The sequence below is a fragment of the Marinobacter sp. genome (assembly GCF_048269445.1).
Classification (GTDB): Bacteria; Pseudomonadota; Gammaproteobacteria; order Pseudomonadales; family Oleiphilaceae; genus Marinobacter.
This window is the reverse complement of sequence record NZ_JBLXIQ010000003.1, coordinates 81854-107559: the sequence shown is the minus strand read 5'-3', so window position 1 is coordinate 107559 and position 25706 is coordinate 81854. Positions and strand designations below refer to the sequence as shown.

Below are 25706 nucleotides of genomic sequence, written 5' to 3'. Positions count from 1 at the left end.
TCAGGGCCTCAGAAGGCGACTTTCGGGGCCTGGCGGGCTTCCGGGGAATCCAGTTCCAGTTGGGCCGTTTCCTTGAACGCAAACATGCCGGCAATGATGTTGTTGGGGAACTGCTCCCGGAAAATGTTGTAGCTCATTACCGCATCGTTGTAAGCCTGGCGGGCGAACGCGACCCGGTTCTCGGTGCTGGACAGCTCTTCCATCAGTTGCTGGATGGTCTCGTTGGCTTTCAGCTCCGGATAGTTCTCTGCAACGGCATAGAAGTTGGCGAGGGCCTTGGTCAGGAGATTTTCCGCACTGCCGAGCCGCTGGATCTTGGTGCCGTCACCGGGATCTGTCGCCGCATCTTTCTGGGCACTGACCGCATTGTTGCGGGCTTCCATGACCTGGGTAAGGGTGCTCTTTTCGTGGGTGAGGTAGGCTTTGGCAGCCTCAACCAGGTTTGGAATCAGGTCGTGGCGACGCTGCAGCTGCACATCAATCTGGGCAAAGCCGTTTTTGAACTGATTACGCAGGGATACCAGGCGGTTATAGATAAAAACCAGAAAGATTACGGCGACAACAATAACGATCAGGCCAATGACGGTAGTTCCCATGGCAACTCCTCGGTGGGTAATGGGTAATGAATCAGGCGTTATTTTCCACAATTTGTTCGTGGAAACCTTTTACAAAAGTCTCAAAATCTTTCGGTAGTAGTGGTTTGCTGAAGTAGTAACCCTGTGCCAGTTGGCATCCGCGCTGGGTGAGGTAGTACTCCTGCTCTGCGGTTTCCACCCCCTCTGCAACCACGGAGAGGTTCAGACTCTTGCCCAGATCGATGATGGTGTTGGCAATTCGGGTATCTTCCTCGTTCACCAGCAGGTCGTGAATGAACTGCTTGTCGATTTTCAGATGTTTAACTGGCATTTGCTTTAAATACGTGAGGGAAGAATACCCGGTGCCGAAATCGTCCACCGCAATGCTGATGCCCGCCCTGTTCAGGCGGTGAAGCTTGGCCACGGCGTCTGAAAGATTGGTCATGAAGCTGGTTTCGGTCACTTCGAGTTCCAATCGGCCGGCGGGGATCTTGTGGCGCTTCAGGGTATCGAGGATGTCGTCAACGATGGTTGCCTGGCGTAATTGAACCGCAGAGAGGTTCACGGCGATCCGGAGCGGAGAACCATCGGAAGCCCATCGGGCTGCCTGCCAGCATGCCTGATCCAGTACCCATTGGCCGATCTCGACGATGGAGCCGTTGGATTCGGCCACGGGAATGAAAAAGTCTGGTGGTACCAGGCCACGAACAGGGTGCTCCCACCTCAGCAGAGCCTCGGCACCAATCACCCGTTTGCTCTCCAGGTTGATCTGAGGCTGGTAGACCAGGTAGAACTGATGATTGGACAGCGCCTGGGAGAGATCTTTTTCCAGCTGTTTCCTGTCCCGGATTTCCTGGTCAATACTGGCTACGTAGAACTGGAAGTGATTGTGGCCGTTTTGCTTGGCCAGGGTCATGGTCTGTTCGGCACTCTGAAGCAGCCGGTCGGCCTGGTCGGTGTCGGAGGGGAACAGTGCCACGCCCATGGTTGCCGTCATGGCGACGTTCTGGTCGTCAACCATCATCGGACTGCTGACGCAGTCAAGAATACGTTCGGCGGTATCGGCGGCCTGGAATCCGTCCCGGAGGCCTTTCTCAACAACCACGAACTGGTCACTGCCCAAGCGGGCAATGGTAAAGCGGGCATTATCCAGTTTGCTGGTAAGCCGGTCCGCCACTGTTTGCAGAATGAGGTCACCAGTGCGGAAACCGCATTGCTCATTCACGGATTTGAAATCGTCAATGCCGCAGACAATCAGGGACAGCACCGTGTTCCGTTTGGCGGCTTCATCAATGTCCCGAACCAGCAATTCCATGAACGTATCGCGGCTGGGCAGGCCGGTCAGCTGATCGTAGCGAGACAGGCGGCTGACCCTGTCTTCAGCATCTCGGTGACGTTTCTGGCTATCGCCAATGCCAACCAGGAGGTTGTTGGTGGCGTTTACCCAGAGGCCGAGTTCATTGCTTTCGTGGCCGGAGGGAATGGTCACCAGACGATCGTCCGGGTGGGCAGGGTCAACCTGCTTCACGGAGCGGACAATTCTCAGTAGTGGCCGAGTGAGCAGTAGGTGGAACACATAAAACAGCACCAAGCCCAGGATGAGGGCGGTGGCTATCCCTGAGGCAAAGGTGACTGCAGCCCGGTCCAGCCAGGTGCCTGCCGCCGGTTCGGTGTCGTAGTGAACTTCCAGGTATCCGTAAATTGTCTCCGGGCTTCTTTCTCTTGCCAGCGGCTCGCGGAACAGCCGCTCAGCGCCAAAGATCGGATCGGTCACGGGTCTGAAGGCGGTCTCGTTAAGGGGCCGGCTGCGATTGCCCAGCGGTTCGCCTTCCGGATGAACAATGCGGGCCATGTGAATGGCTTCCTTGGCAAACAGGCCGTCGACTACCTGCTGGGCCAGCTCGGCATCAATGCTGAATACGGCCTGGGTAGCGGCGTCTTTCACCATGGCAATGGTCTGCCTGGCGTCAGTGTCCAACCCCTCGGACACGCGACGGGCGTCCAAGATCACCTGCACAGAGCTGACAATGATGCCGCTGACAAGGGCCATGGCAAGAATCCATCGTAAGATTCGGTAGCCCAGGCGATGTTCAACCTCGAAAGAGTTTTGCATTCAGGCCCGTTTTTAATCCGGTTTCTTCAGGACGAAAGCGTCGCATAAGGGGTGGTGCGCTTTAAGTCTCACCCTGAGAATTATTTTTAAGTATGGTTCAGAGTTAACGAAAGTTCATTGAGTATCGGTGATTTTCCCAAAGATTTCAGGGTGCGGTTGTATCAATTTGTAATTGTTTCTGTGTGACAGATGCAAGAACGCCCGCGCAGGGCGGGCGTTCTTGGGCGGCAGCTTTTTACGGCTGCACTCGGAAGACTGGCTCTGATCAGGCCAGGTTTTCGTTCACGAAATCCCAGTTGACCAGGTTCCAGAAAGCTTCCAGGTAGTTCGGGCGGGAGTTGCGGTAATCGATGTAGTACGCGTGCTCCCACACGTCGACGGTCAGCACCGGCTTGTCAGCGCCGGTCAGCGGAGTTTCCGCGTTGCTGGTGTTGGCAATCGCAACGCTGCCGTCAGCCTTCTTCACCAGCCAGGTCCAGCCGGAGCCGAAGTTGTTGGCTGCTTTGTCGTTGAACTCTTTCTTGAAGTCTTCGAAGGAGCCGAAGGCTTTCTCAATGGCTTCCTTGGCAGTGCCAGTCGGCTCACCGCCACCGTTCGGGCTGAGGCAGTGCCAGTAGAAAGTGTGGTTCCAGACCTGAGCGGCATTGTTGAACAGCGGGCCGCTGGCGCTCTTGATGATGTCCTCAAGAGACTTGTTGGCGTTATCGGTACCTTCTACCAGGCCGTTCAGCTTGGTTACGTAAGTGTTGTGGTGTTTGCCGTAATGGTACTCAAGGGTTTCCTGAGAGATGTGCGGTTCCAGTGCGTTTTTTTCATAAGGCAGTGCGGGAAGTTCAAATGCCATGAGGTCGTTCTCCCTGTCTCTCTGTTTATGTGGATGTACGTCAACCCAATATAAGGTCGATTTGAGTCAGATCAACCCTTTGTCGTTAAAGAACTATTAAACTCCGGGCAACCGGGCAGGAACTGCGCGCAGTTCTTAACCCGCCAGACCAGCTCTTCGTAGCTCTCGGCAAGAATATTCACATGGCCCAGCTTCCGGCCCGGCCGTTCGCCTTTATTGTAGAGGTGAACGTGCGCGTAAGGGAGTTCGAGGATGCGCTCAATGTCGCCATGTTCGCCGATGATATTGATCATGCAGCTTACGCCTCGCGGCGCCACGTTGCCCAGAGCGTGTCCGCCAATCGCTCGGATATGATTCTCGAACTGGCTGGTCATGGCGCCTTCAATGGTCCAGTGCCCGGAGTTGTGGACCCTGGGCGCCATCTCGTTGGCAACAAGACCTTCGGCAGTCTCGAACAGCTCGAGGGTTAATACGCCGACGTAATCCAATTCGTTCAGTAGTGCCTTGATGTAACGTTCTGCGTCTTCCTGGACATGTTTCTCAAGCTTTGGTGCCGGCGCAATCGAGTAGCGCAGGATGCCTTCATGGTGGGTATTCTCCGCCATGGGGTAGAAAGCCAAGTCACCGTCTTCGGCTCTGACCGCGATAATCGATACTTCCCGGTGGAAATCGACAAACTTTTCCACGATCAGGCGCGGATGGCCGATGGAGTCCCAAGCCGCCCCGGCATCTTCCGGGCTTTGCAGCACTGCCTGGCCCTTGCCGTCATAGCCTTCGGTGTTGGACTTTGCCACCACCGGGCAGCCAAGCTCTTCTGCAGCGGCTTTCAGTGAGGCGGCGCTGTCGGCGATTTTCCACTTGGGTGTCGGGATGCCCAACTGGCCAAACAGGGTTTTCTCCGCTTCGCGGTTCTGGCAGACCTGCAGGGCCCGGGGGCATGGGTGTACGGGTTTGTGGGCGGCAATTTTCTCTGCAACATCTACCGGCAGGTGTTCAAATTCGTAAGTGACGCGGTCAACGCGGGAGAGGAAGTCATCCAGGTATTCGCCATCGCGGTCAATGATGACTTCTCCAAGGCCAGCGCTGGGGCTGCCGGACATGTCATAGAAAACAAAGGTCTTGGCCAGGGGATATCCGGCCAGTGCCAGCATTCTTCCCAGTTGGCCGGCGCCCAGTACACCAATTCTCATTTGTGTTCTCCTGCCTTGTTTGGCGATTAGCGTCTGACTTTTGGAGTGTGAGCGGGTTGGGAACCACTTTCCAAAACACGCTCCTTGCGGCACCCCTCCGGGGTCCGGCCTGCAATGGTAGATTGCAGTCGTGCGGCTGTCGCATGAAGCTTCGCTTCATAAGCGCTCGGCCCCACCCATGTGGCGCTTGGGCTCCGCCATCCATGGCTCCGCACAGTTTTGGAAAGTGGTTCCCAGCCCGCTCAGCAGGCCTTGGAGTCAATGCGTAGCAATATTTGACTGACCATGGTGCCATTGATGATGAATCACCAAAAGCTGAGGAGCCTTCGGGTGTGGCCCTTCCAAAACTGTTGAGGGCCATGGACGGCCCGAAACAAGCGCACATGGATGTGCTCGTAGCGTGTTTTGGAAGGGCCACACCCGAAGGCTCATGCTCCCAAGTTTGATTACTGATCCTTGGGATCAGGATTGTCCAGTATCGACTGTGTTTGAGTAGAGCGAAATTCTTCCACGGCTTTCCGGACGTTGTCGTCGGATGTGCCGATAATCTGTGCTGCCAGCAGGCCAGCGTTGGTGGCCCCGGCTTTGCCGATGGCCAGGGTGCCAACGGCGATACCGCCGGGCATCTGGACGATGGACAGCAGGGAATCCAGGCCATTCAGGGCTTTGGACTGTACGGGCACGCCCAGAACTGGCAGGGCGGTTTGTGAAGCAACCATGCCTGGCAGGTGCGCTGCGCCGCCGGCACCGGCGATGATGACTTTCAGGCCGCGCTCTGAGGCGGTTTTGGCATAGTCAAACAGCAGATCCGGGGTGCGATGGGCCGAGACGACTTTGGTTTCGTAGGGCACGCCAAGTTTGTCGAGCATGGTGGCGGCGTGTTCCATGGTGGGCCAGTCGGATTTGGAGCCCATGATGAGTCCTACAAGCGGCTGCATATGCAACTGTCCTATGATAATTGGAAAGCCGGCCATTGTATGTTTTGGCTACTTACCATGCAACAAAGCCATAGTGTAAGGCGCGGTTGGGATTCCTATGATGCGCTGTTATTTCATCCTGCTTATAAGTACAGGTATTATCGTTCCTTATTGTTTTAACCGTCCATAGTCAGGAGCTGTAATGGAACCCATCCGTCCAGATGATGATGAGCTGAGAGCCCAGCGACCGATTGGTAGTGCCGAGCCCAAGGCGGCGGCAGAGAAGAGGCCTGGGCCATCTTCCGCCGGGAAGGGGGAGCCGCCGCGGCGTGAGAGGTCAGCTGGCGGGGATAAAGGCAACAAGGGTGGCAGCGGCAGCGGTGGTGGCCGCGGGAGTCTGGCGATGCTCTGGTTGCTGGTGATTGCGGTGGCGGTGGCCGCCGGTGCTGGCTGGTATTCGCAGAATCAGCGGGTTCAGGTTCTGGAAAGCCAGCTGGAGGAGGCGGATTACTGGGCTCGGCAGAGTAAGCTGGCGTTGGCACGGTTTGAAGGGGATCTTTCTGAGACCGGGGAGAATCTTCAGGAGCGTGGGGCATCGCTGGCGGATCAGATTGCTGCGCAGAAGAAGCAGCTGGATACGGCGGACAGTGAGATCCGGAAGCTCTGGGCCATTGCCAATGAGCGCAACAAGAAGCGCCTGGATGAGCATCAGGAGCGGATCGCTGCGGTGGAGTCTGGCCTGGCTGAGAGCAAACAGGCGATTGGCGGGCTTGAGGCTTCAGTTGAGAAGGTCCGGACGTCGTTTTCGGCAGACGTTGCTTCCCTGAAGCAACAGACGGAGACGTCAGTAACAGCCCTGCAGGATGCAAACCGGCAGGCGACGGCACAGCTTACGAAGCTCAGCCAGCAACTTGCAGATGTGGATCAGGTGATCGAGAGTCGTATCCGGCGGTTTGAGCAGGAGCAAAAGCTGGGGATCAGCGGAATGGAAGGGCGGATTGCGGCTCTGGAGCGGGAGACAGCGGAGATTTCCGACGACGGCCGGGTGCAGGCCCTTCGGAATGAGCTTGCAAGCCTGAAACGGACGGTGGAATCCATTGACGCATCCCGTTCGCAGCTGACTTCCCGTCTGGTTCGGCTATCCGAGGAGGTCAACCAGCTACGCACTCAGGTGAGCCGGCAGTAGTCAGGATTTCCGATTAATTAGAGGTGGCATTTCGGGTTTTGTAACGGTTTGTAGTCATCCCATGCGGTAGCTCTCATTTCTGCCGTTTTGCAGTTGTTATGATCAGGCAACTCGCAATCAGGATGAAGAGTTAACAACAATGAAAACCCGAGTGCCCTCTGTTCTGTCTGTTCTCCGGCCGCTGGCTGTGTTGTCTCTGATGCTGGCGATGTCGGGTTGTACGGTTTACCAGTCCATAGGAAAGAGTGTTGGTTCGTTCCTGCATCCAGTGTCCGGCCACGACTTTGTACACATTGCTAACGACAGCTGGGACCGCCGGAATGCGGTGCTGTATTTCTACCGGACTCATTCCCAGTGGGCGGCTGATGAGATTGAGGCCCCCAGCGTCTACATCGATGACACGCACTATTTTAATATCCGCAATGACAGTTTTACCTGGCTGGAGGTCAGCCCTGGTGAGCGCCATATTGCCATGCGCCGACCACTGCTGGGCCTGGAGGGGATGAATTCCTTCAGTCTGAGCTTGATTGCTGACGCTACACTGCAGGTTGAGCCGGGCCAGATCTATTATCTGCGGTATAACGAACTCTCGGAGCCCGGGCAGCGGCACCCGGACCTGGATCCCGACCACCCGCTGGCGCAGGGCGATCTTCAGCTGGTGACTCGTGAATACGCGATGCAGGCCGAGGAGATTGTCTCAACCCGTTTTCTGAACAGCGATCTATTGGCACCAAATCATGCAGCGACGTCCATTGTCGAAGTTAATGAGGATATGGATTATGAGCGTCGGCTGGTGCTACTTGAAGAAGAGCGTGAGCTTGAAATCGAGCGTCTTAAGGAAGAGGGCAAGTACGAATCCGCCTCATGGTTCTGGCCCTTTGGCGGCGGCCCCACAGTTCCTTTGGAAGCGGATCGCAAGATCGAGAACCTGGAAGAGGAATATGCGCAACTGGAGCTGGAACGTGAACGACGTGAGGAGGCGGAATCCGGCGGCGGCTGGTGGATTTTCTGAGGGCTGACTACACTGTTTGCAGTTGAAACTGCATGGGAATTGAAAACAATGTCGCTCAAGGATTCTTTGCGAAACCGGCTGGAAAAACTGATGGATGATGTTGTTCCGCAGCTGCTGGAACGTTGGGGTGATCTGCAGAAAAGTCTCGACGATCTGAATTGCTCTTTGGCCAACCGTGCGGTTCCGGAAGACCGGCGCGGTCGTGTGAGTGAACTGTCTCTGCGGGAAAAAGCGCAGCAGGCCGGCCAGAATGGTCCGAAGATGAGGGGCGTCCAAACCGCTGGCAGGGCCGCCAGAAAGAAGTAAGATTGCTTGAAAATCATCCGCTTTTTAGAGGCTTGCAGGTTTTCCTGGAAAATTTCCTGAAAATATTTGACACCGCCAGCCAAATGCTTAAAATGCGCCTCTCACTTGATTGAGACAGCATTGCTGGCCGGCAAGTGAGCACCTTTGAAAGGTTTAAAAGCCTTTTCAGAGTTTTAGAGAAAGGCTTGAAAGTGGGTGGTTAGCTCAGCTGGGAGAGCATCGCCCTTACAAGGCGAGGGTCACTGGTTCGATCCCAGTACCACCCACCACTTTCAATAGCATCACCGGATCACCCCATCCGGTTTCAGATTCAGGCCTAACGGCCAGAATTGATGCGGAGCGGTAGTTCAGTTGGTTAGAATACCGGCCTGTCACGCCGGGGGTCGCGGGTTCGAGTCCCGTCCGCTCCGCCATTTTTCCCGGGTGGTTAGCTCAGCTGGGAGAGCATCGCCCTTACAAGGCGAGGGTCACTGGTTCGATCCCAGTACCACCCACCAGAATTCCAAAAAGGGCCGATCCGCAAGGATCGGCCCTTTTTTTATTTGCCTATCAGAGATTGCCCGCAAACCCGAACCACATTGCCGTTCACGCCATTGGATGCGGGATTGCAATACCAGGCGATGGTTTCGGCAACATCGACCGGTTGCCCACCCTGTGACAGGCTGTTCATGCGGCGACCGACCTCACGCACGGTGATGGGCATGGCGGCAGTCATCTGGGTTTCGATAAACCCGGGTGCGACAGCGTTGATGGTGATGCCGTTTTTTACCTGCCGGGCCATGGCTTCCACGTAACCGATGACTCCGGACTTGGCGGTGGAGTAATTGGTCTGCCCGAAATTGCCGGCAATGCCGCTGATGGACGAGATGCAGACAATACGCCCGTTCTCTTTCAGCAGCTCCCGCTGCATCAATTCCTCATCAATCAGTTCCTCTGCGGTCAGATTCACTGCGATGGTCATGTCCCAGAAGTGTTCTGGCATATTGCCGAGAGTCTTATCGCGGGTGATGCCGGCATTGTGGATGACCAGATCAACGCCCCCAAAATGCTCTTCCAGGAAATCGCCGATCAGCTTCGGGGCTTTGTCATCGGTGATGTCGCAGGCGAGAGCCTTGCCGTTGATAGCTCCGGTGACCTTTTCCAGCTCCTCCATGGCTGGTGGGATGTCCAGCCCGACTACGGTGGCGCCATCCCGGGCGAGGGTTTGGGCAATGGCGGCGCCGATGCCCCGGGACGCTCCAGTGACCAGTGCCACTTTGCCGGTCAGCGGTGAAACGGGGTTGGTTGCTGGTGCCGCCTCGCTCTTGCCGATTTTAACGACTTGCCCGGATACATAAGCCGAGCGGGGAGACAGGAAAAAGCGCACACTGGAATCCAGCTGCTTATCGGCCCCGGACACCATCCACAGCAGGTTGGCAGTGGAACCTTTCTTGCCGATTTCCTTACCGACACTGCGGACAAAGCCCTCAAGGGCCTGCTGTGCGGCGGCCTGAGGTGCCTTGCGGCAGCTGCTGGGATTCTGGCCGATAATTAGAACGCGGGCGTTGCTGTCCAGTTTTTTGATGGTGGGATGGAAGAAGTCGTACAGTGCCCGTAGGTCGCTCGGGCTTTTAAGGCCGGTGGCATCGAAGACCAGCGCCGAGAATTTCTGGTTGATTTCAGAATCCAGCTCCAGCGGCTGAGCCTTGTTGCCGGCTTTGGCCGATTCTTTCAGGCGGTCGTTGCTGCTGGCATGGTGAAGATTGGCGGCGCTGGCACTGAGTATGCTGCCCAGTGCGGCAATGGCTTTTCCTCCGCTGGCGGCGCCGATGAGCACGTCGCCTTCGATAAATGGCTGGTCGGTGCGCTTTAGTCGTTTGAGGGGCACTGGTGCCGGCAGACCAAGGGTTTGTGCGGCGGTTTTACCTGCGGGGGTGTTTACTATTTTTAGATAAAGGTCAGACATTGGGGGGCTTCCTTGTGGTTGCAATCGGTTTTCTGGATGCGAATCGTCCTACAGGGTAAAGAATCGGACAGTTTTTGGATTGACTCAATGCCTGTACGCTGTTGTCAGGGGTGCCAATGAGGCGCACCGAGGTGTCGCTACACTGTCTTTCGTTCACGGATTGCTGGATTGGGTGCAGGGAGCATTGGGGGCTGGCTTCCCAAAACACGCTGTGAATACGTCCCTGTACGCTCGGCTCCGCCCTTTAGCGCTTATTGCTCCTGCGTCGCGCTAAAGGTCCTGGGCAAGCCGTCCATGGCTTGCCCGTGAAGCGCTTTGCGCTTCACCCATGGCTCCGCACGGTTTTGGGAAGCCAGCCCCCAATGCCCCTTCGGACATCGTAACTTTCTCAAAAAAGGAATGTATTCATCATGGCACAGGCACCGAAAACTCATCAAAAGAAAGCGTCAACTTCCAAACAGCCCGTAAGTGCTCCGGCGGGTATCCGCCGAGTCGCAGTGATCGGCGGAAACCGGATTCCGTTTGCCAAATCCAACACCGCTTACAGCAAGATCAGTAATCAGGAATTGCTCACGTCCGCGCTTCGCGGACTGGTGGATAGGTACAGTCTCCAGGGCAAGCGTTTGGGTGAGGTGGCCGCGGGGGCGGTTATCAAGCATTCCAGGGATTTTAATTTGACCAGGGAGTCGGTACTGAGTTGTGGGCTGGCGCCGGAGACGCCGGCTTATGATATTCAGCAGGCCTGCGGCACGGGGTTGGAGGCGGCTATTCTGGTGGCCAATAAGATCGCCCTGGGGCAGATTGACTGTGGTATTGCCGGTGGTGCGGACACTACGTCTGACGCGCCAATTGGTGTGGGTGAAGGCCTTCGGCAGATCCTGCTGGATCTGAACCGGGCCAAGACCACCGGCGAGCGGTTGAAGATTCTGGGGCGGTTCCGGCCGGGGCACTTGAAACCAGAGGTGCCGGAGAACGGCGAGCCCCGCACCGGGATGTCCATGGGTGAGCACGCCCAGGTGACGGCCAAGGAGTGGGACATTCCCCGGGAGGATCAGGACTGGCTGGCCTGGGAGAGTCATCAGAAGCTGGCCAAGGCCTATGAGGCGGGCTTCTTCACGGATCTGCTGACGCCGTTGGCAGGGTTGGAGAAGGATAACCTTCTGCGGCCGGACACGACCCTGGAGAAGCTGGCAACACTCAAGCCGGTGTTTGATCGGGAGCACGGCACCATGACAGCGGCCAACAGTACCGCGTTGACGGACGGTGCTTCCTGCGTGCTTCTGGCCAGTGAGGAATGGGCGAAGGAGAATAACTACGAGGTGAAGGCCTGGCTGACGTTCTCTGAAGTCGCGGCTGTGGATTTCGTGGACAAGAAAGAGGGGCTGTTGATGGCCCCGGCCTATGCCGTGCCCCGGATGCTTGCAAAAGCGGAGCTGACGCTTCAGGACTTCGATTTCTATGAAATTCATGAAGCCTTCGCAGCGCAGGTACTGTGTACCCTGAAAGCCTGGGAGGATCCTGTCTTCTGCAAGGAGCGTCTGGGACTGGACAAGCCTCTTGGCAGCATTGACCGGGACAAGCTCAATGTGAACGGCAGCAGCCTGGCCACCGGGCACCCGTTTGCAGCCACCGGCGGACGCATTGTGGCGACATTGGCCAAGCTGTTGGAGGAAAAAGGCAGTGGCCGCGGCCTGATTTCCATCTGCGCGGCTGGCGGGCAGGGGGTAACCGCAATTCTGGAGAGGTAAGCTTTCGAAAAACCGGAACTTTCCTTTGACAGTGTCGGCCACACCCCTTATCATGCGCGCCACGTTGATCAGGAGATCCCTGAAAAACAACCAGTTTGATGCGGGGTAGAGCAGTCTGGTAGCTCGTCGGGCTCATAACCCGGAGGTCGTTGGTTCGAATCCAGCCCCCGCTACCACTATTGAAATAAGGCCCGCAATCGCGGGCCTTATTCGTTTTGGAAGGCGCTAATTACGTCATCTGCTTCTGTGTTTCATGTGGTGGAGCGTACATTAAGCTCCGCTTCAAAACCGTCCTGTCGTCCTGTTGCCGGCGACCGCAGGTGCAATGCAATACCAGCACCCGTGGCAATCGCATCCGCAATGGCCAGGCCCAGGCCGGATCCGGTCGCGTCCGTTTTTGAGCGGGCAAACCGGCTCCGTATCAGGGCGAGCTGACCCGGTGGCACGATGTCGCCGCCATTGCATACCCTCAGCGTCCCATCGTCTGTCATGCAGACCTCCACAGGCTGATTGTCGGAGCCGTGCTTGAGGGCATTCTCAATCAGGTTGCGCACCAGGATCGCGAAGGCGTCGGGATCAAGGAAAGAGTTCACCTCTCGCTCGGGCAGGTTCAGGATAATCCGGCCCGGTACCTGGCCTTCAAAATCAGCAACGATCATCGCCAGTATTGGCACAAGATTGTGCTGATCCTGTGATATGGCGCCCCCGCCTTCGGCTTTCGCCAATTCGAGCAGTTTCCCGGACAGCATCGACAGACTGTGCAGTGCGTCCTCAATCTCGGCAACATTATTCTTGAGCTGATGACTCTGTACCTGGGTTTTCAGTCGCTGCACTTTGGCGAGCGCGGTTGCAAGGGGTGTCCGCAGTTCATGGGCGCTGTTCGCGGTAAAACTCCGTTCTGCGTCAAGGGCGCGGTGCAATCGTTCCAGCAACCGGTTAACGGCAACGGCGATCGGCTCGAATTCTTTTGGTAGCCGATCTTCCGCAACGGGGGAGAGATCTCCAGCACCCCGGGATTCTATCGACTGCTGGAATTCGACCACTTTTCGCAGAGAAAACCGGACAATCCACCAGACACCCAGCAGGCTGATCGGAACCAGGAAAATCAGGGGCAACAGCAACGCCAGACCCGCCTCGAGTGCCGCTTCGCGTCGGTGAGCTAAAGGTTCGGCCACCTCAATGTAGATGGTGTCACTGACGGCAGATGCGCCGTATATCCGATGTGTCGCCGTGTTTGAAAACCCTTCCCGGGGCAACGTGCCAAACACTCGGGGGTCGGCATCGTGGGACTGGAGCAGGCGGTTACCTTCTTGGTCCCGGACCAGGTAAGTGAGGTACTCGTCATGAGCTTTCATGGCAGGGGCGGTTTGATTCCCGGTGCCATTTTCCCGGCTCAGGATGTCGGTGACGGCCAACGGCAGGATGCGTTGGGCCGTTTCTTCCAGGGCGCTGTCGAAGACCTCATTCATTTCGTGCTGTGCCACGAGTCCTGATGCTGTAACGCCTAACAGCCAGAGAACGGTGATGCCGAGTGTGAGGCCGATGCCCAGGCTTTTTTGTAAGCTGGTTCTACTGGTCATGTGTTTCCAGGCGATAGCCCATGCCCCGGACGGTTATGATGGCTTCGCGCCCCAGTTTTTTACGCAAACGGCTGACATAAACCTCGATAGTGTTGCTTTCGATTTCTGCCCCGAAGGCGTAAAGGCGATCCTCCAGCTGCGATCGCGATAATAGCATTCCGGGGCGTTGGATAAAGCCTTCGAACAGTGCCCACTCCCTGGCAGTAAGCTCCACTGGCTGACCGTTGCGACTGATGCGGTGATCACCGAGATCCACCTCCAGCTCACCCACGCGAATCAGCGGACTTGGGTTGCCGCGGTAACGACGGGCTACGGCGGCGACACGGGCTGACAGCTCGGAAAGATCGAAGGGCTTCACCAGGTAGTCGTCGGCGCCGGCGTTCAGTCCTTCAATCCGGTCAGATACCTGATCCCTGGCGGTAAGGATGATCACGGGTGTCGTGTTTGCGCTTGCCCTAAGCTTCCTCAAAAAGCCAAAGCCATGCCCGTCCGGCAGCATCAGGTCGAGCAGGATCAGATCGTAGTCTGTGGTCTGAACGCTGCCTTCGGCAAAGGCCAGGGTTTGCACCCAGTCCACCGCGTGGCCGTCATCTGTGATTTGATCCCGCACTGCCTCGCCCAGTCCGGCCGTATCCTCAACCAGTAGTACCCGCATAGTTCACCCTGTCCGGTTATCCAGGAAAGATACTACAGCCATTATCTGACAACAGCCTGAATGGCATGGTCATGGTTGTTTTCCCTTCCGTTGCGATTCCATGGAAAGGCGTTTCAGTTTCGCCGATCAGGGCCGGGCGCGTTCAGGCCAGTGTCAGGTTACCGGCATAGAGTGTTTGGTGTGGATTCAACAGGAGACATTTCATGAAGACCAAACCCGTGATTCTGAGCCTCGCTTTGTTGGTGGTGGGAACTCCGCTACTGGCCGACGACGATTGTGATGATCCGGTGGCCAATTGGCAGCCCCGGGAAAACCTCCGCCAGAAACTGGAAAGCGAAGGCTGGAAGGTATACCGCATCAAGGTGGATGACGGTTGTTATGAGGTAAAAGGCCTGGCGCCGGAGGGCTATCGGGCGGAGGCGTCTTTTGCACCGGCCTCCCTGAAGCTGATGGAAATGGAACGGGAAGAAGACGATGACGACGATGATGACAACGACGATCGGGGCTACGGCAACCAGATGCGGGAGGGTGCTCAGGGCAATGGCCAGGCGCCGGCTCCAAGCAATGGCATCGTCAAGGGTCGCCCCACTGTAACGGTTGAATAACCGGACTGTTCTTTCTGTTTACTCTTCTTACGCGCTTTAGGTTTCTACCGGAGAGATTGTATGAAAAAGATTGTTTTTGCTCTGGGCCTGGTTATTGCCGTTGCGTTGCCGGCTCTTGCACAGGCTCGTGAAGTGACCTTCACGACCGAATTGCTCAACTATGGCGGCGATGGCGCCTACCTGGCGCTTTACCTCACGGATGCTGCCGGGAACTACCAGGGGACCCTCTGGGTTGCGGGTAAAAAATCCAAATACTACAAGCACCTGAGTGGTTGGGCTCGCGGCAGCAGGCTTAATCCGGCTGAGTATGATGGCCTGACCGGCGCCAGTATAACCAGCGGTCGAACCCTGAAAATCACCCTTAACCTGGATGACGCCTTGATCGACAGTGGCCACGAAGTCCGTGTCGACACCGCCGTCGAAGATATGCGGGACAATCGGGCGGATGTCGCCGTACCGCTGACCAGCGAGGGTGCCGGCAAACCGGTCGCCGGGCGTGGTTATGTTGCCTCATTCCGCTACGACTTTTAACGGACTGGCAGGAGCTAAGGCAATGTTACGACAATTGCACGGTTTAACCGGGCTGCTGGCGGCGTTGTTCCTGATGACGCTCGCTATCACCGGGGCGGTCCTGGCCCTGGCGCCGGCGATGGACAGGGCTGCAGTAGTGATCCCGGCTTCTGGCGAGGTAAGCGTGGCAGAACTCGCAGGACGGGTGGTGGCCCATTACCCGGGAACCGAACAGATTGTGCGGGGCCCCTCCGGTGGCGTGATCGTGTATTACAACCGTGACGGCCAGCCCGGGGCGGACCTGGTCAACCCCTTAACCGGCGAGGGCATTGCGCCCTATGAGCCATCGCCGTTTTTCACCTGGATCAAGGATCTGCATCGCTCGTTTCTGATGGATAACGCCGGCCGGATGTTGGCCGGGGTGATGGCCGCCTTCATGGCACTGCTGTGCCTCTCAGGGATCCTGCTGCTGGTCCGCAGGACCGGCGGCTGGAAGGCTTTATTACGGCCGTTCGCCGGTTCCGGTGGCAAACGGATTCACTCCGAACTGGCCCGGTTTGCCGTTCTGGGCTTACTGCTCTCAGCATTGACCGGCAGTTACCTGTCGGCCCAGCGTTTTGGCCTGTTGCCCGAACCGGCCGAAATCGGGCCAATGTTTCCTGCTGAGGTTTCTGGGGGGCAACCAGCACCGGTGGCCACGCTGAGCGCCCTCTCGAATGTTGATCTCAGGGAATTACGGGAACTGGTGTTTCCCTATCCTGATGACCCCCAGGATGTCTATTCCCTGACAACCCTCGGTGGTTCCGGATTTGTTGATCAGGCGACGGGTGAGCTTCTGAAGTACCAGCCCCGCTCTGAAGGTAGCCTATTCCAGCAGTGGATCGTCAGTTTGCATACCGGCGAGGGCCTGTGGTGGCTCGGCCTGATTCTCGGAGTTGCGGCGCTGACAGTACCGGTGCTTTCGGTGACGGGGGTGACAATCTGGTGGCAGAGACGACGCTCGCCAGGGAAGTGTCTGGACAATGCCGATGCCTCTCAGGCGGATACCGTTATTCTCGTTGGCTCCGAAGGTAATGCCACCTGGGGATTTGCCCGCGCTCTCCAAGCCAGCCTGAACACCGCAGGCTTTCGGGTGCATTGTGCTGAGATGAATGCAATGGTTGACCATTATCCCCAGGCCTCCATGCTTTTTGTGCTGACCTCGACCTATGGGGCCGGCGATGCGCCGGCGTCCGCTCGGCGCTTTATGGCGAGGCTCCGTGATTTCAGGGGTGAGAAGACTCTGAAATACGCTGTGCTGGGCTTTGGTGACAGGCAGTTTCCAAACTTCTGTCAGTTTGCAGTGGAGGTGGATGCGGCGCTCGCCAGCAAAGGACTCAGCCGTTTGCACAACGCTGAACTGATTGACCGGTGTTGCCCTGCGCAATTCAGCGAGTGGGGAAGGAGGATTAGCGAGCTGATCGGAACTCCGTTTTCTCTTACCTACAATCCGGTGCTGCCTCCCACGGTAAAGCTGGAGCTCGTGGAACGGGCGGATTACGGTCTGGCGGTACAGGCACCGACTAGTATCCTCCGTTTCAAGGAGGCGCATCAGGGTGGGCGGCTGAAGTTTCTCATCCGAACCAAAGCTCTGCCCTCATTCGAAGCGGGCGATCTGCTTGGTGTAATGCCTCCGCAGGGGCAGGCCGCGCGATTCTATTCTCTGGCGTCTTCTTCTACCGACGGGGTTCTGGAGGTGTGCGTCCGCAAACAGGATGGCGGTCTTTGCTCCGGGTATTTGCACGAGCTAAGACCAGGTGATCGTATTGATGGCTTTATCCGCCATAATCCGGGTTTCCGCCCAGCTACTGGCGGCAGCCCTGTGATTCTGATCGGAGCCGGTGCCGGGATTGGCCCATTGACCGGTTTCATCCGGAAAAATACCGAACGTAACCCCATGTACCTGTACTGGGGCGGGCGCAGTTCGCAATCGGATTTTCTGTATCAACCCGAGCTCGGGCTCTACCTCGACGACCATCGGCTGACGGGGCTGAATACGGCGTTTTCACGATCTGACGAACGCGCTTATGTTCAGGATAAGCTCAGGCAGGATCAGAGGGCTGTGCGCCAGATGGTTAATGCAGGGGCGCAGATTCTGGTCTGTGGTGGCCGGGATATGGCAGCGGGGGTAAGGCAGGTCATTGAAGACATTCTCAAGCCCCTGGCAATTGATGTTGAAGCACTCAGAGCCCAGGGGCGGTATCTGGAGGATGTCTACTGAATGGAAGGCCTGCCTGCTTTTCAAAACCTTGCCGGTTGCACAAACCCGGCAAGCCCGGCGTCCTCCAACAACTGCGCAAACCGGATAGTGGTCAGGTCCATTCCCGGCGCACCAATCACTTGAATATTGAACGGCAGGCCATCCTTCGTTCGACCGATTGGCACCGAGGTGGCCGGCAGGCCCAGCAGGGTGGCGAAGGCAATCCAGCAGAACTGGTCCATGTAGGGCCGAGGCTGGCCGGCGACGGTGATGCGGCGCTTGAAAACCGGGTGTGAGTGGTCATGCCTGATGGCGGTAGTGGGCGTTATTGGTGTTAGTAGTACATCTACCTCCCGAAACAGGGATTCAATCTGTGCCCGCATTTTCTCCCGCATTTCGCTCCAGGCCATCCACTGGTAGACGGGCTGATTCACACCTCGGCCGTACTCTCCGATGAACGGGGTCATGGGGCCGAGAAACTTCAGCCAGGGTTCAAGCCGGGCGATCCATTTCATTTGTCGGCGCTGGGCAGGCTTCAGGGAGATGCTGAGCAGGCTGCCCAGCAAGTTAAAGTAAGTGGGCAGAATATGCTCCAGACTGAGTAGGGGGTGATGGGCTTCTGTCACCAGGGCGCCCCTGTCAGCGAGGGACTTGCCCAGGGTGCGATAACCCTCGGTGAGCGCCTGTTCGACAGGGCATAGCGGATCCTCCAGCCAAAGGCCGACCCGGGCCTGATCGAGGGTCTGCAGCTCAGCCGGCGTCATGTTCAGGGCCCAGCTGCGCTCCTCTGAAGGTCGTGGGCCTGCAATGACCTTCAATAGCAGCTCAAGATCCCGGGCATTGCGGGCCATGGGCCCACCCTCCACCAGGTCCGGTCTGGACTGGGTGCCGGGCGGGCCAGGGATGTGGCCCCGAAAGGAGACCAGAGAACGAGTGGGCTTGTGACCAAACACGCCGCAGAAATGCGCGGGTATGCGAATGGAGCCGGCCAGGTCACTGCCCACTTCCAGGGGGGTCATGCCGGCCGCCAGCGCCGCAGCGGCACCACCTGACGAACCACCGGGGGTAAGGTCGGGATTGTGGGGGTTGTTGGTTACGCCAAACAGCTTGTTATAGCTTTGTAGATCGGTGGCATAGATCGGCACATTGGTCTTGCCCAAAATGATTGCCCCGGCATCCTCCAGGCGTTGCACCACATCAGCATGGGTTTCTGGCCGGTGGTTCCTGAGCGCCGGTGCGCCGGCAGTGCAGGCCATTCCTGCCACTTCCCAGGTGTCTTTCAGGGTAAGTGGTAGTCCGTGAAGTGGCCCTTTAACGTTATTTGCCGCACGTTGTTGATCGGCCTCGCGCGCACTGGCCAGTGCGCTTTGTTCATCCAGGGTCACGATCGCGTTGATGCCAGGGTTGTGCTCACGGATTCGCGCCAGCAGGGCCCTCGTCAGTGCCTCGCTGGTCAGGGTCCCCGCCTCCAGCTGACTCAGGAGTTCATGGGCTGGCTGATAGTGCAGTGGAGGGTGGAGTGCATCCATGAAGGTTCTCTTTGTTGTTGGGGTAATGGACGATTGCCTGTGTTCAGGGCAGTTCGGTACGCCAGTGTTTTACCCTCACCTGGCCTTTGACGGCATCGATGATCTCGATGATCAGATTGATCAGCGCTTCGTTCTGGGCTTCATCTGCCTGAACTTCACCAGGTGACGGCAGGAACACGTTCACGATGTCTTCAATGAAGGCGTGATTCGAAGCGGAGGCCAGGTCCTCCAGGATCTGGTGGATGACATGGGCAACGATGTCGCCTACGGCCTCTTCCAGGGTTTCCTGGATCGTGGGCCCGACCACCGGCAGAAATTTCAGTCGGGACAGCTCCAGATTCTGTTTGAGGGCGTTATCGACTCTGTCCTCCAAATAGCTCCTCAGGGCGCCGCGGTTGGGCACATAGCCCTCCTGGGCCGCTTCTGCCACCCGCTTGGAAATCCAGTCAGACAGCATGTCTCGCCGGGGGTAGAGAATGTCCTCCTGGATCTTGTCAAATAGCGGGGAGCCCCGTTTCACCTCCTGCTGAACACCGCTGAGTACCTTGAGTACGATGCGGTCCGAAAGTTCTTCCATAAACGCTTCGTAATAGAAGTTAACGAACCGGTAGATCTTGGTGTTCGTAACGTCAATGATCTTGTACTGGTGCAGGCGATAGACGATGGAGATCACCCTGAGAATACGAAGGAACCGCAGACTGCCGATGGGGATGCAGCCGACCAGGTCATACCAGTGGATGAACGGGTAGAAATACCAGCGGTCGTAAACCCGGGCCTTGAGGGCGTAACCCCAGCGGACGAAAAACTCGGTCAGGAAGACGGCCACGAAGATCAGATCGTAGAAAATGAACCGTTCGTGGATCGGGTGGTAGAGGGACTGGATGGTCGGCACTTGCTCTTTGAGCAGATTCTGGATGGCGATGAAATTGTAAATCGAGTCCCAGATGATGAACGCCAGGTTGATAATCAGCAGGCCCAACATCGCAAAATCGATGATGAACCAGATAAGCTGGTGGCTGGATTTCAGGTTTTCTCGGTTTATTTTCAGCATTCGCCAGAGCCCGGTTTGTTGCTAAGTATCTGGCAGGTTAGCGTATTTCGTTACGACAAACGACTGGCTGTGAAGGCGGTGCCCGGTGTCGGTATGGCCAACCATGGATTAACTTGACGGTCTGCCATTAAACTTCCACGCTTGAACGGAAATACTTATTGTTACCACCATCACTGATAAAGCCGGATGCTATCAATTTACCAATCTGTGAAATCGTGTCGGATCCGGCTTTTCGTGGCTTTGCTCTGGTGCGCACCCGCATGGGTTTCCGCGCAACAGGTCGAAGTGCAAGTGGAAGGGGATTATCCGAACCTTAAGGCCAACGCGGAGGCCTTCATTGGTGAGGTGGAGGGCCGCAGCGAAGGAAACCTTCGCCGCTATGCACCCACTGCGGTGAGCCAGGCCAGGAAAGCGTTACGGGCACTGGGATACTACAGCCCAACGATCGACTGGCGGATTCAGCATGGGGATTCGGATGCAACTGCAACGCTGATTTTGTCTATTGAGCCTGGTGAGCCCGTCAGGGTGAGGTCACGTAATGTAGAAATACGGGGCGCCGCGGCTTCTGATGAAAGCTTTACCGCCAATCTCCCGCCGCACCCGGCGGAAGGCGACATCCTCAACCATGGCCAGTACGCAAGCCTCCGGGACACCATCCAGACCCGAGCCCGCCGCCGTGGTTATTTTGATGGCAAGTTTGTCACCCGAACTCTGGAGGTGGACCCGGCAACCCGGAGCGCCACGATTACCCTGATTTATGACAGCGGCGATCGGTACCGCCTCGGCCAGGTGACCTTCGAGGAAGATCACTGGTTCGAGCTCGGCCTTCTGAAACGTTTCGTCACCTTCGAACCAGGTATTCCCTATCATTCCGATCAGATTGCAAAGCTGAACAATGACCTGCAAAGCAGCGGTTATTTCCAGGGGGTGGATATCGATGCTTCCCCAACCAATGCCGAAAATGGGGTGATTCCGATACGCATAGGGCTCACCCGGCGGGAGGCTCGCTCGGTGGCGGCAGGTGTCGGCTTCTCAACCGATGTCGGTCCCCGGTTCAGGGGTACCTGGCGGGAGCACTGGATCAATCCCATGGGGCACAAACGCGGTGCCGAGACCGAGCTCTCAGTACCCAGGCAGAATCTCAGTACCTGGTATGAACTGCCTCTGGATCCGCCCATGACAGACCTGATCCGGCTGACCGCCGGGTATCAGCGGGAGGACATCGAAAATATCGAATCGGAACTACTGACCTTCGGGCAGCAGTGGCAGCATCAGCTGGATAACGGTTGGTTGCAGGTACTGTCGCTGCGCTGGGAAGGTGAGCGTTTCAACATCGGTGACGATGAGACAGGAACGAGTACGCTTCTGTTACCCGGGGCCGGATACTCTAAGATTTTTGCCGACTCGCAACTGGATCCTTCCCGCGGTTACCGCCTGCAGTTTGATGCGACGGGGTCTCACCGGGCGGTCCTCTCCGATGTGGATATTTTGCACGTGAATGCTCTGGTGAAGGGGTTGTACACTGTTTTCGACCGACACCGGTTCCTCGCCCGGTTTCAGGCCGGGGCAGTTGCGACTAACCGGTTTGAAGATGTGCCGCCATCGCTGCGGTTTTTTGCCGGCGGTGACCAGAGTGTTCGTGGGTATGGCTACGAAACCCTGTCTCCGGAAAACGACAACGGCGTGCCGGTGGGTGGGCGTTTCCTGATGGTTGGTAGTGGCGAGTATCAGTATCAGTTTGCCGACAAATGGCGGGCAGCGCTGTTTGTGGATCACGGTAACGCGATCAACAACCTGAACGACCCGCTGGCGACCGGCGCCGGTGTGGGCATTCGCTGGATCAGCCCGGTGGGCCCCCTGCGGCTGGACATTGCCAAGGGGCTGGACCGGGAGTTTGGCGGCGGCTGGCGCATTCACTTTTCCATGGGGCCTGAGCTGTGACGCAGACGCCAGAACAATCGCCAGACCGGAATCAGGAACGGTCGAAAGGGCGGCACCATTTCCGGTTCTGGCTGCTTTTGTCCCTCGGCCTTCTGGTGCTTTTACCAGTCCTGCTGGTGGCCGCTGTTCTGCTTGCCTTGCGTTCTGAGACCGGTACCGCCTGGGTGATTGAACAGGTGCCCGGCCTGCAGGCCGAAAATGACCGTGGCTCGCTGTTTGGCCAATGGCAGGCCGATCATCTCGAATGGCGGGGGTATGGTGTTGAGGTGATCGTGCAGGCGCCGCTGGTGGACTGGTCGCCTTCCTGTCTGTTCCGCAAACAGCTGTGTATGGAGAAGCTTCAGGCACAAACGCTTGAGGTTGCTCAATTGCCACCAGCCGAAAAATCCGGCGGCAGCGGTGTAATAGCGCTTCCTGGTGTTGATCTGCCTCTCGCCCTGAGAGTCAGTGGCGTCCGATTGGGGACATTTACCTTTAATGGCAACAAGATCTGGGACCGGTTTGAGCTGGATGGCGGCGGTTCCGGGGCTGCCTGGAACATTGACCATGCCTGGTATCAGCGGGACGACTACACGGTTGCCGCATCGGGCAGGATCGAGACCCGTCGGGACTGGCCAATCAGTCTGGAAGTCACGGCAAATCTGCCCCCACCGGAGGGGGACGACTGGACCCTGGATGCCACGCTATCCGGCAGTGTTCGGGACCTCATGGTCACCGCCAGAAGTCGTGGCTATCTGGAAGCCGCCCTGTCGGGAAAAGTCGAGCCTCTGGATCCGGACCTTCCGGCAAGACTCAGGTTGACGTCGGATCAGTTCAGGGCGGTTGACGCGCTCCCGGAAACCCTGATTCTTCAGGACTGGTTTGTAGAGGCACGAGGCAGTCTGAAAGATGGCTTCGATGCCCGCGGACAGGCACGGTTGCCCGGTACTTCCGGACCGGTTCGGCTGTCTCTGGAAGGGCTGGTCACCACTCAGTCGGCGGAGAATATTCGCCTTGAGCTGGCAACTGACGGTGAAGCCCGGAGCGGTCAGGATACGGTGGTAGTCAACGGTGCGGTCGATTGGCGTGACGGGCTGGATGCAAGTGCGGATGTCCGTCTGCGCGGGTTTCCCTGGTACACGCTTATTCCCGGCTTCGAGCCTCCGGCTGTTTCACTCCGTTCGCTGGATGGCACCGTTTCCTGGCGGGCGGGAAGCTACCACGCCGAGCTGACCGCGGATGTTGATGGTCCTCAGGGCCAGGCCGAATTGTCGACCACCGTGGATGGCGACACCCGGCAAACCACATTGACGGATCTGAGCGTTGTAACCGGTGCCGGTTCGCTCACCGGCAAAGGATCGGTGAATTTTTCCGGGCCCCTGTCCTGGCAGGCGGCCCTCCGGCTTCAGGATTTCAATCCAGGTTACTGGGTGCCGATTCTTGAGGCCAGCCTAAGCGGTGATGTAACCACCGAAGGACAGCTCGGAGATGGTCCCATCCCCATCATGAACGCCAGCTGGAATCTCGAGGGTGACTGGCGCTCCAATCCGGCATCCCTGGCAGGCAGTCTGGATACCGCTTCGGGAAACTGGGAGCTGTCGGGCCTGGAACTGGTAGTGGGTGATAACCGGATAGAGGGAAGCGGGGCCTGGGGCACTATCGTCCGCGGTGACCTGGCTCTGAACGTACCCGATCCTGAAGCGTTCCTGCCGGGCTTTGCCGGCAGCCTGGAGGCGACGCTGAAAGCCGAGGGCACGCCCGAAGACCCGACGGGAGAGCTGACAGCGAATGCCCGCGACCTGCGCTGGCGGGATGAACTGGCCGTTGGGAATCTGAACCTGGAGGCGCGTCTGACGACCGGCCTGAGTCTCAGGAGCCAGCTGGATGCGGGCAATATTCATGGTTTTGGGCAGGAACTTGAAGCGCTGACGGTGGAAGCGAATGGCAGCCAGGATCGGCACAGGGTTACGATCGCCGTCAACCATGCGGAGGCTGACCTTGAGCTTGTCTTTGAAGGCGGAGCAGGGGCTGATTGGCGAACCTGGCAGGGGGCGCTATCAGAAGGTGTTATTGCCTTGCCGGAGCAGTCCCAGCGGTGGCAACTGGAGTCGCCGGCGTCTCTGGCCTTCAGTGACAGCGGCGAACTTACGTTTGGCAACCACTGCTGGCGCTGGCAGCAGAGCACGGTATGCGCTGACGACCAGACACTGCTGCCCGTGCCCCGTATTGCCTATCGTATCGACCAGTTTCCGACGCTGGCTCTGGCGCCGCTGCTGCCGGAAACACTGCGCTGGAATGCCCGTTTGAACGGAGAAATTGACTTCACGACCACCGATGCCGGCCCTGATGGCAGGATCTTCCTGGACGCCGGAGACGGAGCATTTGAGCTGATGGTGGACGGTGAATGGGAGTCCTTGGACTACAATGCCCTCTCAACCGAGGTGGGTCTGAAGCCGGATCAGGCGGATCTTGCAGTCCGTCTTTCCGGCCCCGAGCTTGGTGATTTTTCTCTGGATATGGCACTGGACCCAACTTCAGACGATCGTGCTGTTGATGGATCCTTCCGAATTGAAGGGTTGAATATTGCACTTGCCGGTCTGCTCTCCGGACTTCAGGAAGTTGCTGGCAGGGTGGATGGAGAAGGCCGCATATCCGGGCCGTTGATGAAGCCGGCTGTGAATGGGGAATTGCATCTGACCAAGGGCCGTGTGTCGGACCCCAGACTACCGGTACCCATGGAAGAGGTGGTTGCCAGCCTTGAGCTTACCGGCTACTCCGCCGGGCTCAGTGGTCGGATCCAGAGTAATGCCCGGAGCAGCACAGTTATCGATGGCGAGATTGACTGGCAGCAGGCGCCGCGGGGAGAGATAACTATTTCCGGCAGCCGGGTGCCGTTTAACCTCGAGCCCTATGCGCAGCTTGAGGTGGAACCGGACCTGAAAATTGTTTTCCGGGATGGATCCCTGCAGGTGTCGGGACAGGTCGGGGTTCCGAGAGGCAATATTGAGATCAAGGGCTTGCCGGCCCAGGCGGTGTCGGTATCCGAAGACGAAGTGATCGTTGGCGTGGAGCGGGAAGAGCCTGTTGTCCGGTCCCTGAATATGGACGTCACCGTTGTGGTGGGTGAAGACCAGGTCACTTTCGCGGCCTTCGGAGTGACCGGCGATCTGGAAGGCACTCTGCGGATTGGAAACGACATGGACACCCGGGGCACGCTGCAGTTGGTCAATGGCCAGTATGAAGCCTACGGGCAGGAGCTTGAGCTCAGGCGGGCCCGTCTGCTGTTCGTCGGCAATCTCACTCAACCCTATCTGGACATCGAAGCCGTGAGGACAGTTGGTACCGTCATCGCCGGTATTCGCCTGAGCGGCCCCGTTCAGTCACCCAATACAGAGGTCTTCTCCAACCCTGATATGCCGCAAACGGATGCGCTGTCCTATGTGATTCTGGGCCGGGCGCCCCAGAGCCGGGGCGATGAGGGCCAGATGAGCCGGGCGGCGCTGTCATTGGGCCTGACCCAGGCCAACAAGGTGACCGGGCAGATCGGGGAGGAGTTCGGTATTCGCCAGCTGACCCTGGAGGCTGAGGGCTCCGGCGAGCAGACATCGGTGGTGGCCAGTGGTTACCTGACAGATGAGCTGAGTGTTCGTTATGGTGTTGGCATTTTTGAGCCGATTACCACCGTCGCATTGCGGTACGATCTGGGCCGGTATTTCTACCTGGAAGCCGCCAGTGGTCTGGCGGCTTCCCTGGATATCTTCTATACCCGGGACTTCTGAGT

At 57.7% G+C, this 25706-nt stretch carries 19 protein-coding genes and 4 tRNA genes; 13 read left to right on the top strand and 10 right to left on the bottom strand.

The genetic code is table 11. The features are described from left to right. Positions 1-8 precede the first annotated feature (8 nt). The 5 genes from ACN0XM_RS06805 to purE form a co-directional block, all read right to left on the bottom strand. Positions 9-596 carry a LemA family protein gene (locus ACN0XM_RS06805; protein ID WP_417566172.1) on the bottom strand — a complete coding sequence of 196 codons (588 nt, stop codon included), beginning with the start codon at positions 594-596 and terminating at the stop codon, positions 9-11. 31 nt (positions 597-627) lie between these two features. After that, complete coding sequence (locus ACN0XM_RS06800) at positions 628-2625, bottom strand: putative bifunctional diguanylate cyclase/phosphodiesterase (protein WP_417566171.1); 1998 nt, start codon at positions 2623-2625, stop codon at positions 628-630. A 328-nt stretch (positions 2626-2953) separates the two neighbouring features. After that, positions 2954-3532, bottom strand: coding sequence for a superoxide dismutase [Fe] (gene sodB, locus ACN0XM_RS06795; RefSeq protein ID WP_417566170.1), 579 nt, complete (start codon positions 3530-3532; stop codon positions 2954-2956). A 71-nt stretch (positions 3533-3603) separates the two neighbouring features. Further along, the gene (locus ACN0XM_RS06790; RefSeq protein WP_417566169.1) at positions 3604-4722 is read right to left on the bottom strand and encodes a 5-(carboxyamino)imidazole ribonucleotide synthase; all 1119 of its coding nucleotides are present in this window, start codon (positions 4720-4722) and stop codon (positions 3604-3606) included. Positions 4723-5168: 446 nt separating this feature from the next. Next, complete coding sequence (purE, locus tag ACN0XM_RS06785) at positions 5169-5660, bottom strand: 5-(carboxyamino)imidazole ribonucleotide mutase (protein WP_417566168.1); 492 nt, start codon at positions 5658-5660, stop codon at positions 5169-5171. A 181-nt stretch (positions 5661-5841) separates the two neighbouring features. Between purE and ACN0XM_RS06780 the strand changes: the two genes are divergently transcribed. The 6 genes from ACN0XM_RS06780 (at position 5842) to ACN0XM_RS06755 (ending at position 8640) form a co-directional block, all read left to right on the top strand. Beyond that, a complete protein-coding gene (locus tag ACN0XM_RS06780) occupies positions 5842-6825 on the top strand; it encodes a hypothetical protein (RefSeq protein ID WP_417566167.1) in 984 nt (327 codons plus the stop codon). Between the two features lie 139 nt (positions 6826-6964). Next, the gene (locus tag ACN0XM_RS06775) at positions 6965-7837 is read left to right on the top strand and encodes a DUF2846 domain-containing protein (protein ID WP_417566166.1); all 873 of its coding nucleotides are present in this window, start codon (positions 6965-6967) and stop codon (positions 7835-7837) included. A 90-nt stretch (positions 7838-7927) separates the two neighbouring features. Then, positions 7928-8143 (top strand): hypothetical protein, encoded by a 216-nt coding sequence (locus tag ACN0XM_RS06770; RefSeq protein ID WP_417566165.1) that lies wholly within the window; start codon positions 7928-7930, stop codon positions 8141-8143. 193 nt (positions 8144-8336) lie between these two features. Continuing rightward, positions 8337-8412: transfer RNA gene (locus ACN0XM_RS06765), tRNA-Val, on the top strand. Between the two features lie 67 nt (positions 8413-8479). Then, positions 8480-8556 (top strand) — tRNA-Asp (locus ACN0XM_RS06760). An 8-nt stretch (positions 8557-8564) separates the two neighbouring features. Further along, positions 8565-8640, top strand: a tRNA-Val gene (locus ACN0XM_RS06755). Positions 8641-8681: 41 nt separating this feature from the next. Here the strand turns inward: ACN0XM_RS06755 and ACN0XM_RS06750 are convergent. Further along, complete coding sequence (locus tag ACN0XM_RS06750) at positions 8682-10088, bottom strand: 3-oxoacyl-ACP reductase (RefSeq protein WP_417566164.1); 1407 nt, start codon at positions 10086-10088, stop codon at positions 8682-8684. Between the two features lie 410 nt (positions 10089-10498). On the opposite strand from ACN0XM_RS06750, the gene ACN0XM_RS06745 reads away from it, so the two are divergent. Then, a complete protein-coding gene (locus ACN0XM_RS06745; RefSeq protein ID WP_417566163.1) occupies positions 10499-11836 on the top strand; it encodes an acetyl-CoA C-acetyltransferase in 1338 nt (445 codons plus the stop codon). A gap of 99 nt (positions 11837-11935) precedes the next feature. After that, positions 11936-12012 (top strand) — tRNA-Met (locus ACN0XM_RS06740). A gap of 75 nt (positions 12013-12087) precedes the next feature. On the opposite strand, the gene ACN0XM_RS06735 is transcribed toward ACN0XM_RS06740, so the two are convergent. Both ACN0XM_RS06735 and ACN0XM_RS06730 read right to left on the bottom strand, forming a co-directional pair. Beyond that, on the bottom strand, positions 12088-13416 hold the full coding sequence (locus ACN0XM_RS06735; RefSeq protein ID WP_417566162.1) for an ATP-binding protein: 1329 nt from the start codon (positions 13414-13416) through the stop codon (positions 12088-12090). Then, on the bottom strand, positions 13406-14071 hold the full coding sequence (locus tag ACN0XM_RS06730) for a response regulator (RefSeq protein WP_417566161.1): 666 nt from the start codon (positions 14069-14071) through the stop codon (positions 13406-13408). Before ACN0XM_RS06730 ends, ACN0XM_RS06735 begins: the two co-directional genes overlap by 11 nt. Before the next feature lie 203 nt (positions 14072-14274). Here ACN0XM_RS06730 and ACN0XM_RS06725 point away from each other — a divergent pair, with 203 nt between their 5' ends. Genes ACN0XM_RS06725 through ACN0XM_RS06715 form a run of 3 tightly spaced genes read left to right on the top strand, consistent with a single transcriptional unit; the run spans position 14275 to position 17446 of the window. Continuing rightward, positions 14275-14676, top strand: a complete 402-nt coding sequence (locus ACN0XM_RS06725) for a PepSY domain-containing protein (RefSeq protein WP_417566160.1) — start codon at positions 14275-14277, stop codon at positions 14674-14676. Positions 14677-14736: 60 nt separating this feature from the next. Next, entirely contained in the window at positions 14737-15207 is a 471-nt protein-coding gene (locus ACN0XM_RS06720; RefSeq protein WP_417566159.1) for a DUF2271 domain-containing protein, read from the top strand. A gap of 22 nt (positions 15208-15229) precedes the next feature. Then, on the top strand, positions 15230-17446 hold the full coding sequence (locus ACN0XM_RS06715) for a PepSY domain-containing protein (protein WP_417566158.1): 2217 nt from the start codon (positions 15230-15232) through the stop codon (positions 17444-17446). Positions 17447-17466: 20 nt separating this feature from the next. Here ACN0XM_RS06715 and ACN0XM_RS06710 read toward each other — a convergent pair whose 3' ends face one another. Together ACN0XM_RS06710 and ACN0XM_RS06705 are read right to left on the bottom strand one after the other, a co-directional pair. Beyond that, positions 17467-18954, bottom strand: a complete 1488-nt coding sequence (locus tag ACN0XM_RS06710; RefSeq protein WP_417566157.1) for an amidase — start codon at positions 18952-18954, stop codon at positions 17467-17469. 43 nt (positions 18955-18997) lie between these two features. Continuing rightward, on the bottom strand, positions 18998-20005 hold the full coding sequence (locus ACN0XM_RS06705) for a hypothetical protein (RefSeq protein WP_417566156.1): 1008 nt from the start codon (positions 20003-20005) through the stop codon (positions 18998-19000). Between the two features lie 186 nt (positions 20006-20191). Here ACN0XM_RS06705 and ACN0XM_RS06700 point away from each other — a divergent pair, with 186 nt between their 5' ends. Next, on the top strand, positions 20192-21946 hold the full coding sequence (locus ACN0XM_RS06700; protein ID WP_417566155.1) for an autotransporter assembly complex protein TamA: 1755 nt from the start codon (positions 20192-20194) through the stop codon (positions 21944-21946). After that, positions 21943-25704, top strand: a complete 3762-nt coding sequence (locus tag ACN0XM_RS06695) for a translocation/assembly module TamB domain-containing protein (RefSeq protein WP_417566154.1) — start codon at positions 21943-21945, stop codon at positions 25702-25704. The genes ACN0XM_RS06700 and ACN0XM_RS06695 overlap by 4 nt, the downstream gene beginning before the upstream one ends. Positions 25705-25706 lie beyond the last annotated feature (2 nt).

Excerpts from the sequence above, each read along its gene's own strand:
- ACN0XM_RS06805 (WP_417566172.1), bottom strand. The coding sequence starts at position 596 with ATGGGAACTACCGTCATTGGCCTGATCGTTATTGTTGTCGCCGTAATC.
- ACN0XM_RS06800 (WP_417566171.1), bottom strand. The coding sequence starts at position 2,625 with ATGGCCCTTGTCAGCGGCATCATTGTCAGCTCTGTGCAGGTGATCTTG.
- sodB (WP_417566170.1), bottom strand. The coding sequence starts at position 3,532 with ATGGCATTTGAACTTCCCGCACTGCCTTATGAAAAAAACGCACTGGAA.
- ACN0XM_RS06790 (WP_417566169.1), bottom strand. The coding sequence starts at position 4,722 with ATGAGAATTGGTGTACTGGGCGCCGGCCAACTGGGAAGAATGCTGGCA.
- purE (WP_417566168.1), bottom strand. The coding sequence starts at position 5,660 with ATGCAGCCGCTTGTAGGACTCATCATGGGCTCCAAATCCGACTGGCCC.
- ACN0XM_RS06780 (WP_417566167.1), top strand. The coding sequence starts at position 5,842 with ATGGAACCCATCCGTCCAGATGATGATGAGCTGAGAGCCCAGCGACCG.
- ACN0XM_RS06775 (WP_417566166.1), top strand. The coding sequence starts at position 6,965 with ATGAAAACCCGAGTGCCCTCTGTTCTGTCTGTTCTCCGGCCGCTGGCT.
- ACN0XM_RS06770 (WP_417566165.1), top strand. The coding sequence starts at position 7,928 with ATGGATGATGTTGTTCCGCAGCTGCTGGAACGTTGGGGTGATCTGCAG.
- ACN0XM_RS06750 (WP_417566164.1), bottom strand. The coding sequence starts at position 10,088 with ATGTCTGACCTTTATCTAAAAATAGTAAACACCCCCGCAGGTAAAACC.
- ACN0XM_RS06745 (WP_417566163.1), top strand. The coding sequence starts at position 10,499 with ATGGCACAGGCACCGAAAACTCATCAAAAGAAAGCGTCAACTTCCAAA.
- ACN0XM_RS06735 (WP_417566162.1), bottom strand. The coding sequence starts at position 13,416 with ATGACCAGTAGAACCAGCTTACAAAAAAGCCTGGGCATCGGCCTCACA.
- ACN0XM_RS06730 (WP_417566161.1), bottom strand. The coding sequence starts at position 14,071 with ATGCGGGTACTACTGGTTGAGGATACGGCCGGACTGGGCGAGGCAGTG.
- ACN0XM_RS06725 (WP_417566160.1), top strand. The coding sequence starts at position 14,275 with ATGAAGACCAAACCCGTGATTCTGAGCCTCGCTTTGTTGGTGGTGGGA.
- ACN0XM_RS06720 (WP_417566159.1), top strand. The coding sequence starts at position 14,737 with ATGAAAAAGATTGTTTTTGCTCTGGGCCTGGTTATTGCCGTTGCGTTG.
- ACN0XM_RS06715 (WP_417566158.1), top strand. The coding sequence starts at position 15,230 with ATGTTACGACAATTGCACGGTTTAACCGGGCTGCTGGCGGCGTTGTTC.
- ACN0XM_RS06710 (WP_417566157.1), bottom strand. The coding sequence starts at position 18,954 with ATGGATGCACTCCACCCTCCACTGCACTATCAGCCAGCCCATGAACTC.
- ACN0XM_RS06705 (WP_417566156.1), bottom strand. The coding sequence starts at position 20,005 with ATGCTGAAAATAAACCGAGAAAACCTGAAATCCAGCCACCAGCTTATC.
- ACN0XM_RS06700 (WP_417566155.1), top strand. The coding sequence starts at position 20,192 with ATGCTATCAATTTACCAATCTGTGAAATCGTGTCGGATCCGGCTTTTC.